12 protein-coding genes are annotated in these 13824 nt (G+C 68.8%); 6 read left to right on the forward strand and 6 right to left on the reverse strand.

The window, feature by feature from the left end; translation table 11 throughout:
- Window positions 1-31: 31 nt before the first annotated feature.
- The 3 genes from E1P53_RS20035 to E1P53_RS20045 all read left to right on the forward strand — a co-directional run bounded on the left by E1P53_RS20035 (window position 32) and on the right by E1P53_RS20045 (window position 1793).
- Entirely contained in the window at window positions 32-622 is a 591-nt protein-coding gene (locus E1P53_RS20035) for a suppressor of fused domain protein (protein WP_040527129.1), read from the forward strand.
- 137 nt (window positions 623-759) lie between these two features.
- Window positions 760-1527 (forward strand): HemK2/MTQ2 family protein methyltransferase, encoded by a 768-nt coding sequence (locus E1P53_RS20040; protein ID WP_006901281.1) that lies wholly within the window; start codon window positions 760-762, stop codon window positions 1525-1527.
- 23 nt (window positions 1528-1550) lie between these two features.
- A complete protein-coding gene (locus E1P53_RS20045) occupies window positions 1551-1793 on the forward strand; it encodes a CDGSH iron-sulfur domain-containing protein (RefSeq protein ID WP_051997234.1) in 243 nt (80 codons plus the stop codon).
- 75 nt (window positions 1794-1868) lie between these two features.
- On the opposite strand, the gene E1P53_RS20050 is transcribed toward E1P53_RS20045, so the two are convergent.
- The 3 genes from E1P53_RS20050 to E1P53_RS20060 all read right to left on the reverse strand — a co-directional run bounded on the left by E1P53_RS20050 (window position 1869) and on the right by E1P53_RS20060 (window position 4958).
- The gene (locus E1P53_RS20050; protein WP_371831012.1) at window positions 1869-2903 is read right to left on the reverse strand and encodes an iron-containing redox enzyme family protein; all 1035 of its coding nucleotides are present in this window, start codon (window positions 2901-2903) and stop codon (window positions 1869-1871) included.
- A 176-nt stretch (window positions 2904-3079) separates the two neighbouring features.
- Window positions 3080-3724, reverse strand: coding sequence for an HhH-GDP family DNA glycosylase (locus tag E1P53_RS20055; protein ID WP_131735295.1), 645 nt, complete (start codon window positions 3722-3724; stop codon window positions 3080-3082).
- Between the two features lie 148 nt (window positions 3725-3872).
- Entirely contained in the window at window positions 3873-4958 is a 1086-nt protein-coding gene (locus E1P53_RS20060; RefSeq protein WP_131735296.1) for a magnesium and cobalt transport protein CorA, read from the reverse strand.
- Between the two features lie 93 nt (window positions 4959-5051).
- Here E1P53_RS20060 and E1P53_RS20065 point away from each other — a divergent pair, with 93 nt between their 5' ends.
- Both E1P53_RS20065 and E1P53_RS20070 read left to right on the forward strand, forming a co-directional pair.
- Window positions 5052-5672 (forward strand): MarC family protein, encoded by a 621-nt coding sequence (locus tag E1P53_RS20065; protein WP_006901286.1) that lies wholly within the window; start codon window positions 5052-5054, stop codon window positions 5670-5672.
- Between the two features lie 56 nt (window positions 5673-5728).
- Complete coding sequence (locus E1P53_RS20070) at window positions 5729-6694, forward strand: glycine betaine ABC transporter substrate-binding protein (protein WP_131735297.1); 966 nt, start codon at window positions 5729-5731, stop codon at window positions 6692-6694.
- Window positions 6695-6770: 76 nt separating this feature from the next.
- Here E1P53_RS20070 and E1P53_RS20075 read toward each other — a convergent pair whose 3' ends face one another.
- Both E1P53_RS20075 and E1P53_RS20080 read right to left on the reverse strand, forming a co-directional pair.
- Window positions 6771-7601, reverse strand: coding sequence for an SDR family NAD(P)-dependent oxidoreductase (locus E1P53_RS20075; RefSeq protein WP_006901288.1), 831 nt, complete (start codon window positions 7599-7601; stop codon window positions 6771-6773).
- Window positions 7602-7636: 35 nt separating this feature from the next.
- Complete coding sequence (locus E1P53_RS20080) at window positions 7637-9187, reverse strand: flavin-containing monooxygenase (RefSeq protein ID WP_109238883.1); 1551 nt, start codon at window positions 9185-9187, stop codon at window positions 7637-7639.
- Window positions 9188-9262: 75 nt separating this feature from the next.
- Here E1P53_RS20080 and E1P53_RS20085 point away from each other — a divergent pair, with 75 nt between their 5' ends.
- Window positions 9263-9916, forward strand: coding sequence for a TetR/AcrR family transcriptional regulator (locus E1P53_RS20085; RefSeq protein WP_006901290.1), 654 nt, complete (start codon window positions 9263-9265; stop codon window positions 9914-9916).
- Window positions 9917-10006: 90 nt separating this feature from the next.
- Here the strand turns inward: E1P53_RS20085 and E1P53_RS20090 are convergent, their stop codons facing one another.
- On the reverse strand, window positions 10007-13819 hold the full coding sequence (locus E1P53_RS20090; RefSeq protein WP_131735298.1) for a multifunctional oxoglutarate decarboxylase/oxoglutarate dehydrogenase thiamine pyrophosphate-binding subunit/dihydrolipoyllysine-residue succinyltransferase subunit: 3813 nt from the start codon (window positions 13817-13819) through the stop codon (window positions 10007-10009).
- Window positions 13820-13824: the final 5 nt, after the last annotated feature.

Genomic DNA, 13824 nt, shown 5'->3' on the forward strand with positions numbered 1-13824 from the left:
GCGTGGAGTGCCTCTCGGTAGCCTGTCGGACGTGAGTGCATCGGTGACCGACATCGTCGGGAAGTACCTGTTGGACCGGCTCGGCGTCGAACCCCAGCGTGCGTCGGTGACCTTCCTCGGCGTCGAGCCGATCGACGTGCTGCGGTTCGTGACCGGCGACGCCGGACCCGAGGAACTGGTGTACGTGACCTCCGGCTGCGCGCGGCACCCGATGACCGATCCGACCGACCTGCACGCCGACCCGCTCCGCGGACCCCGCGCCGAACTGGTGGTGCGCCTGCGCCCCGACAGCCCGCTGCCCGGTCTGCACAAGCGGATGGCGACGCTGGCCGCCGCGCCGGCCGTGGAGGGCCTGATCCTGACCGCGGACGCGCTGGTCGACCTCGGGGAACCGCTGTGGGACGGGTCGTCGTGTACCGCGGTGCTGCTCGCCGACGACGACCTCGGCGAGGTGGCACTGCCCGAGCCGATGGACCCCGTTCGCTTCCTGCGGGCGATCCCGATCACCGCGAACGAGGCCGCCTGGGTGCGGCTGAAGGGTGCCGACGCGTTGCGCGAGGCGTGGCGGGAGGCCGGCATCGACGTCACCGCGCCCGACCGCGCGTCGGCCAGCCCCGCCTGACGCTGTCACTCGCCGGGTTTGGCCCGGGCACGGCTGGGGTATCGACAGCCAGAGGCGAAGTGCCTTCTCCGGTGACGGCGCGGTCGGAAGGCGGACGAGATGACACGGCGAGACGATGCATGCACGGCGGTGGTCCGATGACGGTGACCTCTGTGTACCCACTTGCACTGACCCGGCCCAAGGCCCCGACCGATCCGCTGGCGGCCAAGGTCTACCTGCCACAGCAGGACACCGAACTGCTCGTCGACGCCTTGCGCGAGCGCGGCGTGACCGGGGCGTCGGTCCTCGATCTGTGCACCGGTAGCGGCGCGGTGGCGATCGCCGCAGCCCGTCTCGGCGCGGCACGGGTCACCGCGGTCGACGCCTCCGCGGACGCGGTGACGTACGCGCGCGCCGGAGCCGAACGCGCGGGCGTGTCCGTGGACGTCCGGCTCGGGGACCTGCGACGTCACGTCGGACGTTACGACGTGGTCACCTGCAATCCGCCCTATGTTCCGACACCCGACGTGTCCGATCCGGAGTACCACCTGAACGGGCCCTCCCATGCCTGGGATGCGGGAATCGACGGCCGGGCCGTGCTCGACCCACTGTGCGCCCGCGTGCCGGACCTGCTCGTCCCCGGCGGTGCGTTCGTGCTCGTCCACTCGGAGTTCGCCGACGAGGAGGAGTCGGTGCGCGCACTGCGCGCAGGCGGGCTGCACGCCGAGATCGTCGACGAGCGGGTTATCCCGTTCGGCCCGGTGATGACCGCCCGCGCCCGATGGCTGGAGGAGCGCGGACTGCTCGAACCGGGATGCCGCGTCGAGCGGATCGTCGCGATCGTCGCCGTGGCCCCTGGAGACGCTGCGACCGGAGAGGCTGCGCGCACGCCGGCGACCGATCACACCGAACAGCAGACGTCATGACCGTCGAGGACGTCGTCGCCGACATGTCGACCGTGAGGAGCACGACCGTGGACGAGAACCCGCAGCCGGGCGCCGAGCGCAGGAGGGTGCGTGTCGTCCGCGGCGGTCCGGTGCTCGTCGAGGGGCCGGTGGACATCGAACTACCCGACGGCTGCCGCGTGCAGTCCGACCGGTTCATGGTCGCGGTCTGTGCCTGCGGGCGCAGCAAGAACTACCCGCTGTGCGACACCAGCCACCGCAAGCGCAGGCGGCGGCAGACTTCCTGACCCGACCACATCAACGGCTTCGGTCCCGACTCATCGAGTCGGGGTCGAAGCCGTTGTATGTCAGGTCGCCGGCGCTCAGATCCCGGGGAACGCGCTCTCGCCGCGCTCCCACGCATCCATCATGTGGGCGCCGAGCGCGTCCTCGACGAAGAGGAAGGCGCGGATGCCGAAGACCACGTCGGCCTCGGCGCTCGGATCGGAGCGGACGAGATCGCCGACGACGTCGGTGCGCAGGATCTGCTCGTGCACCGCGTCGGCCTCGACGTGCTCGCGGTAGAAGTGCCGGCAGGCCTCCGGGGCGTCGAGTCGCTCCAGGCCGGCCAGCAGGCGCTGCGACCCGGGCGGCGAGGTGATCTCGGTGGCCGCGAGATGGCCCACGGCCGCGCCCCGGTATCGGCGGTGGAGACCGAACAGCGACATCAGGTTCACCGGTGTCAGTGCCACACCCGGCACGGTGTCGAGGTAGCCCAGGTAGTCGGCCGACAGGTCGGACGCGCGGAGCAGGTCGGCGAACAGCTCCTGGTGGACGGCCTTGCCCCGACCACTGCCGTACTCGTCGAATTCGACTGCGACATAGGCGGCCTTCGCGTGTCCGCGCAGCCGCGGGATCGCCCAGGCGTGCGGATCGGCCTCCTTCAGGTGGTACAGCGAGCGCAGCGCGAACATCTGCCGGTACTGATCCCACGTCCCGTTGTCGCGCAGGTGATACGACGCGCCGTCGCCGTCGATGTCCTCGATGCACAGGTCGTCCATGACGTCGTCGACGTTCTCGTCGGACGCCGGGACGTCGCGGTGCAGGGCGTGGCGGAAGCGGCTCTCGAGGGCGGCGCGTAGCGACAGGAGCGCAGGATTCCATTCCCAGGCCACGTCGACGTCGGCGAATCCGACGTAGTGCATCTCGTAACAGAGGTAGAGCGCCAGCTGCAGGTCCTCACCGTTGGGATCGGCGTCGATCACGTGGGTGCCCAGACCAGGTGCCTCCGTCGAGGATTCGGGGTCGCTGCGGAGAAGGTCGATCACGGCCTTCGACAGCGGACCACGCGCGCGGGGCAGGACGGGCACGCGAAAGACCTCGGACGTCGTGTCGGAAATGATCGAACTCGCTGTCACCAGCACTCCTCCCGGTCGGTCCGCCCAGACCCGGGGGACCGGGTCGCAGAACCGTCTCCGATTACCCGAACGGGCGCAGGTCAAACCCCACCTGGGCCGCGTCGCTCCTCGCCGCGCGGGTAGGCGCGTACGGGCGGATCGGCGTGCTTCCAGCGTAGGCCGGAGAGCGACGCCGGTCAGCGCGATCGGAGGTCGGCGACGAGATCGTCGTCGAGCGAGGCCCGCACCAGCGCCGCGGCGAGGAGTTCGGGTCTCCCGCCGGCGAGAGCGGCGAGCTGGTCGGGGTCGGTGGGCAGGCCGAGTTCTTCGGCTCCCTGCAGTGCCCGCTCGTCGAACCGAGGGGCGGCCCAGGTCCAGACCGACTGCACCTCGCGCAGGAAGATGTCCGCACCGACCGGTCCGATGCCGGTGAACTCCTGGAGGAGATCGGCCACCTGCTCGGGGTCGTGGTCGCCTCGTTCGGCGAGCTCCCGCAGGTCGGCGTGGTAGTCGTCGAGGACCTTCCGCGCGGCTTCGCCGAGACGGGTCGCGGTGCTCTCGTCGTAGCGCTTGTAGTGCGCCCGGCCAAGTGCGTCGACGAGGTCCTGCCAGGACGCGTCCGCCATCGTCTGCGGCGTGCGGTACCCGGACGAGAAGAATTCCCGGGCCGCCGCCACCGCGATGCCGGCCGAGATCCGGGTGGACAGCAACAACGACAGGACCAGCAATTCGAACAGGGGAGACGGGGTGTTCTTCAGCGTGATCCCGGCCTCGTCGGCGTAGGTGCGGCCCGCGCGGTCGAGCAGCTCGGCGACGGTCTCGTCGATCTCGGTGGAACTCATGGTCGGTCGGCTACCCGGCACCGGCCGTCGTCAATCACGCTGCGTTCGATCCCGTGCCCGCGGGCGACCAGCGCTGCTTGCGGGGATCGGCTCGGAACCGCCTCGACGATGTCTGCGCATCTGACGAGGCCCGGGCCGCCCTCGGCCCTCACAGCCAGTGGCTGCGCCGGAACACCACGAACAGCACCGCGCAGACCGCGACCAACAGTCCCAGGACGAGGGGATAACCCCAGGGCTGGTTCAGTTCGGGCATGTACTCGAAGTTCATCCCGTAGATGCCCGCGATCATCGTCGGCACCGCCGCGATCGCGACCCACGCGGAGATCTTGCGCATGTCGGTGGTCTGCTGGATGCCGACCTTGGCCGCCCCGGCCTGGAGCAGCGAGTTCAGCAGGTCGTCGTACTCCAGGACGCGGTCGATCACGGTGGTGAGGTGATCGGACACGTCGCGTAGGTGCCGCCGGACCTCCTTGGGCACCAAGGGATTTCCGTTGACGGTGAGAATGCGGAGCGGCTCGGCGAGCGGTGTCACCGCGCGCCGCAGCTCGAGGACCTCGCGGCGCAGGAGATAGACGGGGTCGATGTCGAGCCATCGGTTCTGCCTGCTGAACACCGATTCCTCGATGGCCGCGACGTCGACGTCCATGCGTTCGGTGACCGCGAGGTAGGTGTCGACGACCTTGTCGGCGACGGCGTGCAGGACCGCGGTGGGGCCGAGTGCGAGGCGTTCGGGCCGAGCCTCGAGGCGGCGACGCATCCCGGACAACTCGGTGTGCTCGCCGTGGCGCACGGTGAGCACGAAGTCGGGACCGGCGAAGACCATGATCTCGCCGGTCTCCACGACCTCGCTCGCCTTGGCCATCGACTCGTGCTCGACGTACTGGACCGTGCGCAGCACCAGGAACTGGGTGTCGTCGTAGACCTCGAGCTTCGGGCGCTGATGGGCGTGGACGGCGTCCTCGACGACGAGCTCGTGGAGCCCGAAAGTGCGTCCCACATCGGCCATCTGCGCGTCGTCGGGGGCGTGCAGCCCGACCCACACGAAACCCTCGCCGGATTCGCGGACCCGCTGCAGGGCCTCGCGATAGCCGACCTCACCCGGCTGACGGTGGCCGTTGACGTAGACGGCACAGTCGACGACGGCCCCGGTCGAGGCCGGGGGCTGCGGGGGCGACGGGCTCGGGGCCCGGCGCGATGAGAGGCCACGGGGACCTGACCTCGGGATCGACGCCACGATTGCCGATGCTACCCGCGCGGGCAGCACAGCCGGGCGCGTCGAGACCGCAACCCCGCCGGTGCGAGGACGACGGCAAGTAGCATCGCGTCCGTGCCATTCGACGTCACCGTGTACACGACGACGCTGATCACGTTGATCGTCATCATGGACCCGCCCGGTCAGATCCCGCTGTTCCTGAGTCTGGTGGGGCAGCGCTCGCCGGAGTACCGGCGCCGCGCCGCGTGGCAGGCGCCCATGGTGAGTCTGCTGGTGATCAGCGTCTTCGCCATCGGCGGCAAGGCGATCCTGAACTACCTGCACATCGGCATCCCGGCGCTGCAGGGCGCCGGCGGCCTGTTGTTGCTGCTGGTGGCGCTGCAGTTGCTCACCGGCCTGGGCAATGCCGGCAACCCGAAGGCGTCGGAGGACGTCAACGTGGCCCTGGTGCCGCTGGGCACCCCGCTTCTCGCCGGTCCCGGTGCCATCGCGGCCGTCATCGTCCAGGTCAGCAGTGTGAACGGCGAGGCGGCGGGCTATCTGGCGATCGCGGCGGCGATCGTCAGCGTCCACATCGTGGTGATGCTCGTCCTGCGCTACTCGACCTTCTTGATCCGGGTCCTCGGGGTCGGGGGCATCACGCTGCTCGCCAAGATCGCGGGTCTGCTGCTCGCGGCGATCGCGGTCCAGCTCGTCGCCGACTCGATCATGGGCTTCATCGCCCAGGGGGCGTGACCGACCGGGGACGCTCCGGCACACGGGCGGGCCCGCGCAACCGATACGGTGGCAGGGTGCGAAAGAGTCACGTCGGCAAACGTCTCGCGGTGGTGACCGGACTGGTCGCGATGCTCGTCCTCGGGCTGACCGGATGCGGCGACGACGCGGGCGCGCCCCGCGCGCTGGTGATCGGCTCCGCCGACCAGCCGGCGATGCGCGTGATGGCCGAGATCTACACGGGCGCACTGCGCAACGTCGGGTCGGTGGTCTCCGACGACCATCCCCTCGGCGACGATGCGACGCTTCTCGAGGAGATGGACCGTGCCGAGATCGATCTCTTCCCGGCCTTCACCGGCGAACTGCTGTCGCTGCTCGCGCCGTCATCGACCGCGGTCGGTGCCGAGGAGGTGTACGTCGACCTGAACCGGTCGTTGCCACAGGGGGTCTCCGTGGGCGACGAGACGCCGGTGTCGGATGCCCCGCAGCTCTTCGTCTCGACCACACTGGCCGGGACCCTCGGTGTGTCCGGCCTCGACGATTGCGCTCTGCTGCCGCCCGGACTGCCCGTCGTCGTCACCTCCGACCCGGAGCCGTCGACGCTGAAGGCGTTCGCCGACGCCGGCTGCCGCCTGGGCCCGGTGGAGACGGTCCCGACCACCGAGGAGGTCCTGGTGCGCGCCTCGCAGGGCGACGCGATCGGGTTGCTGGCGCCGCTCGACATCGCCGGTGAGGACGCCGAGGGCGCGTCGTCGGACGTGCAGGCGCTTCGCACCCCGGCGGGAGAGGGGGAGAACGCCGACGAGCCGCGCGCCGGCGGGTCCGCCGAGAAGCCTCGCGACGCGGCGGTGTCCGGACCGCGAGCGGAGATGCTGGTGCCGGTGTTCCGGACGGCGGCGCTGAACCGGGACCAGGTCAAGACGATGAACAAGGTGGCCGGCGAGATCACCACCGCCGACCTGGCCACGATGGCAGGTGAGGTCCAGACCGGCGGCGATCCGCGCGAGGTCGCGCAGGAATGGCTGGCCGAGCACGGCCTCTAGACGGAACGGACAGAGAGAAACACACGTCGGCGGGTCCCCGACCGACCCGCCGACGTGTGAGCTCAGATCGCGCCCGTCACTTGGCCTTCGACAGCGCCCAGCTGGTCGCCTTCGCCGCCACCCATTGGTACTTGGACGCGACGAGACGGACCGCGAGGTCGAGGACGACCGCGTCGGCGCCGACCAGGACGCGCGCCTTGTTCTTCTTGACGCCGTTGATGATCACGTCGGCCGCATCCTCGCTCGACATGCGCGCGAGGTACTTGTCGAAGAAGGCGGCGGTGGCCTTCTGGTCGTGGTCACCCGACACGGTGGCGTTGCGGGCGATCGCGGTCTTGATGCCGCCGGGATGCACGCAGGTCACCTTGACCGGGTGCTTGGCGATGATCATCTCCTGGCGCAGCGCCTCGGTGAAGCCGCGGACGGCGAACTTCGCCGAGTTGTATGCGGCCTGACCGGGTTCGGACAACAGGCCGAACAACGACGACGTGTTGACGATGTGGCCGTCGCCCGAGGCGATCAGATGGGGCAGGAACGCCTTGGTGCCGTTGACGACGCCCCAGTAGTCGACGTCCATCACCCGCTCGATGTCCTTGAACTCCATCTTCTCGACCTCGCCGTGATGCGCGATGCCGGCGTTGTTGAAGACGACGTTGACCACGCCGAAGTGGTCCTTGACCGTGTCGGCGTAGGTCAGCACGGCCTCGCGCTCGGCGACGTTGAGCAGTTGGGAGTGCACCTCGGCGCCGGCTGCCTTCACCAGGCGCTCGGTCTCGGCGAGCCCGTCCGGGGTGACGTCGGAGATCGCCAGGCGCGCACCCTCTTTCGCCAGTTTGACTGCGATGTCGCGGCCCATGCCCGAGCCAGCGCCGGTGATGACCACGACCTTGCCGCGGAAGTCCTTCATGAGTTTCTCCTCGATCGAGAGAGTCGGTGTGCCGGTCAGGCGGTGACGGTCGCGGGTTGATCGCTCGTCGTCGTGCCGTCGATGTCCGGGGCGGGCAGGCGGCGCGCTCCGCGGACCACATCGTAGGCAGCGATGTCGAAGTGGCGGGTCGCATTGCGGAAGGCGAAGGTGAATCCGGGCCACAGCGTGGTGATGTTGCCGTTGGCGTCCTTGTACCAGGAGGCGCAGCCACCGTTGACCCACACGCTGTTGCGCAGCTTGTGCTGGATATCGGAGTTGAACTCCTGCTGGGCCGACAGCTTCACCTCGGTGCGGGTGATGCCCTGCGCCCGAACGGTCTTCAGGTAGTCGACGAGGTAGTTGAGCTGGGATTCGATCATGTAGACCATCGACGTGTGCCCCAGGCCCGTCGACGGCCCGACCATCAGCATCATGTTCGGGAAGCCGTGGACGAACGAGCCCTTGTAGCCCTGCATGCCGATCTCGCTCCACACGTCGGCGAGGCTGCGCCGGCCCGAGCCGACGATCTTCTCGAACACCGGGGAGTCGGTGACGTGGAAGCCGGTGGCGACGACGATGACGTCGACCTCGCGGGTGGTGCCGTCCTTGGCGACGACGCCGGTCGGCGTGATCCGCTCGATGCCGTCGGTGACCAGGTCGACGTTGGGCCGGGCGAGGGCCGGATACCAGTCGTTCGAGCGCAGGATGCGCTTGCAGCCGACCTGGAACGTGGGTGTCACCTTGCGACGCAGCTCGGCGTCGCGGCCGACGCCGAGCAGGATGTTGGCGCGGCACAGCAACTCGACCGGCTTGAGCGCGGCGGGGGAGTAGGTGAGGCCGAAGGCGGTCGCCTCGTTGGCCGCATAGATGGTTCCGCGGACGGCGGACTGGTAGCCCGGGATGTTCTTGTAGGCCCAGTGCTCGAGCTTGGTGTACGGACGCTCGGTGCGGGGCACGATCCACGGGGCGGTGCGCTGGTAGACGTCGAGACGCGAGGTGATCTTGGCCAGCTCGGGCACGATCTGGATCGCCGACGCGCCGGTGCCGATCACCGCGACGCGCTTGCCGGAGTAGTCGAAGTCGTTGTCCCAGCGGGCCGAGTGGACGATCTTGCCCTCGAAGGAGTCGATGCCCTCGATGTCGGGGAGGTTCGGCTCGCAGAGGGGGCCGACGCCGCCGACGAGGATGTTGGCGCGGACCTGGCCCTTCACGCCGTCGCGCTCGGTGTCGATGATCCAGCGACCCTGCGCCTCGTTCCACTCCGCGTGGGTGACCTCGGTGCCGAACTGCGCCTTGGCCGGGATGCCGTGCTGCTCCGCGACGTCGTTGATGTAGGCGTGGATCTCGGGCTGGTGCGAGTACGACCGCGACCAGGTCGGGTTCTTCGCGAACGAGTAGGAGTACAGCTGGGAGGGCACGTCGCAGGCCGCGCCGGGGTAGGTGTTGTCGCGCCACGTGCCGCCGAAGTCGTGACCGCGGTCGAGGAGGACGTAGTCGTCGAACCCGTTCTGCTTGAGGCGGATGGCGGCACCCAGCCCCGAGAAGCCGGCGCCGATGATGGCGATCTCTACATCGTTCGTTGTCATGGTGACACCATAGGGGTGATACTGAACACGTGTCAATAGCTATTGAACAAGACTCAATAGAGGTAATCTGGGCCGGTGACCAGTAGAGGAACGTCCGAGGCCCCGGTGAGGGAGAACAAGAGTCCTTCCAAGCGCACCCGAATGAGCCCGGAGGCCAGGCGCGATCAGCTCCTCGAGTTCGGTCTGGAGATGGTCAAGGAGCGCCCTCTCGAAGAGATCACCATCGACGCCATCGCCGACGCGGCCGGGGTGTCGAGGGCGCTGTTGTTCCACTATTTCGCGTCCAAGCAGGACTACCACGTCGCCATCGCCCAGGCCCAGGCCGACCGGCTGCTGGCCTGCACCGAGCCAGACGACTCGCTCGGGGACCCCATCGCGATCCTGACCGCCTCGATGGAGGCGTTCGTCGACTTCGTGAGCGAGAACCGGACCGCCTACACGGCGTTGATCCGGGGTGCGTCGAGTTCCGACCCCGCGATGCGCGACGTCTTCGACCGCACCCGCGAGGTGATGGTGCAGCGGGTCCTCGACCACGCCCCGGGCTTCGGCGTCGAGGTGAGTCCCGCGGTCGTGTTGAGCGTGCACGGGTGGATCGCGTTCGTGGAGGAGACGGCGATCCGCTGGCTGACCGAGCCGACCGTGAGCCGCGAGGAACTGCTCGCCCTGATCACCGGAGCGCTGCCGGCTCTCGCGACTGCCGCGGTCGGCGCCTCGGCCTCTGCGGTGTAGACGCGGAGCCCCACCCGGCACCGGGTGCACGACGAAGAAGAGAGGCCCTGCCGGATGATCCGGCAGGGCCTCTCTCATGTCTCGCGGAGACTACTCGGCGAATGCCTCGTCGAGGATCTCCTGCTGCTCGACCGCGTGCACCTTGCTCGAGCCCGACGACGGAGCCGACATCGCGCGGCGCGACACACGGCGCAGACCGCCGAGGATGTCCGGCAGGACCTCCGGCAGCCACAGGCCGAGGAACGGCCACGGACCCTGGTTCGCCGGCTCCTCCTGGACCCAGCGGAACTCCGAGGCGTTGCCGTACTGCTCCAGCGTCTTGCGCAGGCGGCGGTGCGGGACCGGGTAGAGCTGCTCGATGCGGACGATCGCGATGTCCTCGCGGCCGTCCTTGTCGCGGCGGGCGGCGAGCTCGTAGAAGAGCTTGCCGCTGACCAGCAGCACGCGCTTGACCTTGCTGCGGTCGGCGCCTTCCTTGGCGAAGCGCGGGTCGTCGATCACCGAGCGGAACTTGCCCTCGGTGAACTCCTCGACCGCGCTGACCGCGGCCTTGTTGCGCAGCATCGACTTCGGGGTGAAGACGATGAGCGGGCGGCGGATGCCGTCGAGGACGTGGCGGCGCAACAGGTGGAAGTAGTTGGCCGGCGTCGACGGCAGGGCGACGGTCATCGAACCCTCGGCGCACAGCTGCAGGAAGCGCTCGATGCGGCCGGAGGTGTGGTCGGGACCCTGGCCCTCGTGGCCGTGCGGCAGCAGCAGCACGACGTCGGACAGCTGGCCCCACTTGGCCTCACCGGACGAGATGAACTCGTCGATGATCGACTGCGCGCCGTTGACGAAGTCGCCGAACTGCGCCTCCCACAGGACGAGCGCATCCGGGTTGCCCACGGAGTAGCCGTACTCGAAGCCCACGACCGCGAACTCCGACAGCGGGGAGTCGTAGACCATGAAGCGGCCGAGGTCGTCGCTGCCGTCGAGGGGCTTCAGGTGGTTGAGCGGGGTGTACTCGGACCCGTTCTGCCGGTCGATGAGCACCGAGTGACGCTGGGTGAACGTGCCGCGTCGCGAGTCCTGTCCGGACAGGCGGACGGTGCGTCCCTCGAGGACCAGCGAGCCGAAGGCGAGGAGCTCGGCGAAGGCCCAGTCGATGTTGCCGTTGCGGGCCGCCTCGGCGCGACGCTCGAGGACCGGCTTGACGCGCGGGTGCGGCGTGAAGCCCTCGGGCACGTCGACGAAGGCGTTGCCGATGGTCTCCAGGACGTCCTTGCCGACCGCGGTGACGAGCTTGGTCGGGAGGGTCTGATCGGCCTCGACCGACGGCGAGGGCTCGGGACGGTACTTCTCGAGCTCCTTGACCTCGTTGAAGACCCGCTCCAGTTGGCCCTGGTAGTCGCGCAGGGCGTCCTCGGCCTCCTTGGTCGAGATGTCACCGCGACCGATCAGGGCCTCGGTGTAGCTCTTGCGGACACCGCGCTTGGTGTCGATGACCTCGTACATCGCCGGCTGCGTCATCGACGGGTCGTCGCCCTCGTTGTGGCCGCGGCGGCGGAAGCACACGAGGTCGATGACGACGTCCTTGTGGAACTTCTGGCGGTAGTCGACGGCGAGCTTGGCGACCCAGACGCACGCCTCGGGATCGTCGCCGTTGACGTGGAAGATCGGCGCGCCGATCATCTTCGCGACGTCGGTGCAGTACTCGGTCGAGCGGGAGTGCTCGGGCGCGGTGGTGAAGCCGACCTGGTTGTTGACCACGATGTGCACGGTGCCGCCGGTGCGGTAGCCGGGCAGCATCGCCATGTTCAGGGTCTCGGCGACCACGCCCTGACCGGCGAACGCGGCGTCGCCGTGCAGCATCAGCGGCAGCACGGGGAAGCCCTCGTCGTCGTCGCCGAGCAGGTCCTGCTTGGCGCGGACGAGGCCCTCGAGAACCGGGTCGACCGCCTCGAGGTGGCTCGGGTTGGCGGTCAACGAGACGTTGATCTCGTTGTCGCCGAACATCTGGTAGTACTTGCCCTCGGCACCGAGGTGGTACTTCACGTCACCGGAGCCGTGTGCCTGCGACGGGTTCAGGTTGCCCTCGAACTCGGTGAAGATCTTCGAGTACGGCTTGCCGACGATGTTGGCGAGCACGTTCAGGCGCCCGCGGTGCGGCATGCCGATGACGACCTCGTTGAGGCCGTGCTCGGCGCTCTGGTCGATGACGGCGTCCATCATCGGGATCACCGACTCGGCGCCCTCGAGCGAGAAGCGCTTCTGGCCGACGTACTTGGTCTGCAGGAACGTCTCGAAGGCCTCGGCGGCGTTGAGCTTGCTCAGGATGTACTTCTGCTCGGCCACCGGCGGCTTGACGTGCTTGACCTCGACGCGCTCCTGGAGCCACTTCTGCTGCTCCGGTTCGAGGATGTGGGTGTACTCGACGCCGATGTGGCGGCAGTACGCGTCGCGCAGGATCGCGACGAGCACGTCGCGCAGCTTCATCTTCTCCTGGCCGTGGAAGCCGCCGACCTTGAAGGTGCGATCGAGATCCCAGAGGGTCAGGCCGTAGGTCGCGATGTCCAGGTCCGGATGCGCGCTGCGGGCGTCGCTGTTCATCATCAGCGGATCGATGTCGGCCATGAGATGGCCGCGGCTGCGGTAGGCCGCGATCAGCTCGAGCACGCGGGTGCTCTTGTCGACGAGTCCGGCGGGGATGTCCCGGCGCCAGCGGACCGGCTCGTACGGGACGTGGAACGCCGTGAAGATCTCGTCGTAGAAGGCGTCGTCGATCAGCAGCTCGTGGATGGTGCGCAGGAAGTCGCCCGACTCCGCGCCCTGGATGATCCGGTGATCGTAGGTCGAGGTCAGGGTCATCAGCTTGCCGACGCCGAGCTCGGCGATCTGCTCCTCGCTGGCGCCCTGGAACTCGGCCGGGTACTCCATCGCGCCGGCGCCGATGATGGCGCCCTGGCCCTTCATCAGGCGCGGCACGGAGTGCACGGTGCCGATGGTGCCGGGGTTGGTCAGCGAGATGGTGACGCCGGTGAAGTCGTCGGCGGTCAGCTTGCCGTCACGCGCCCGCCGGACGATGTCCTGGTAGGCGTTGTAGAACTCGGCGAAGCCCATCTGCTCGCATTTCTTGATCGCCGCGACGACGAGAGTGCGGTTGCCGTCCTTGCCGACCAGGTCGATGGCCAGACCGAGGTTGGTGTGGGCGGGGGTGACGACGTGGGGCTTGCCGTCGATCTCGGCGTAGTGCCGGTTCATGTTGGGGAAGGCCTTGATGGCCTGGACGATCGCGTAACCCAGGATGTGGGTGAAGCTGACCTTCCCGCCCCGGGTGCGGGCGAGGTGGTTGTTGAGGACGATGCGGTTGTCGATCATCGCCTTCGCAGGCACCGCGCGAACACTGGTCGCCGTGGGGATCTCCAGCGAGATCGCCATGTTCTTGGCGATGGTGGCGGCCGGGCCGCGGAGGGCCTTGTTGGTCTCCGCGGGCTCCTGGGCGTCCTTGGCCGCGGCCTTCGCATCGGCCTTGGGTGCGGGCTTCGAGGCGGATCGAGCCGAGCCGTCGCGACTGGCGATGCTGTGGCCGGACGCGGCCTTCGTCGCGGTCGACTCCTTGGCCGGAGCGGGCTTGCGGGGCGAGGCGGTCCGCGTCGGGGTCTGGTCGAGAGTGACCTGCTTGCTCTGGGGTGCCTGGGCGGGGCGGGCCGCCTTCGGGGCGGGGGTCCCGTTCGCGGAGGCGGGGGCGGCCTTCGCGCTGGGGGCCTTGCCGTTGGAGGCGGAGTCGCCGCCGGGTTGATAGTTCTCGAGGAGCTCGTGCCAACTGGGGTCCACCGAGCTCGGGTCTTCCTTGAATTGCTGGTACATTTCCTCGACCAGCCAGGTGTTCTGTCCGAAGTCAGAAGTCGAACTGCTGCTCACAGCGG

It is taken from the genome of Gordonia paraffinivorans (assembly GCF_900683595.1).
In the GTDB taxonomy this organism is placed as follows: domain Bacteria; phylum Actinomycetota; class Actinomycetes; order Mycobacteriales; family Mycobacteriaceae; genus Gordonia; species Gordonia paraffinivorans.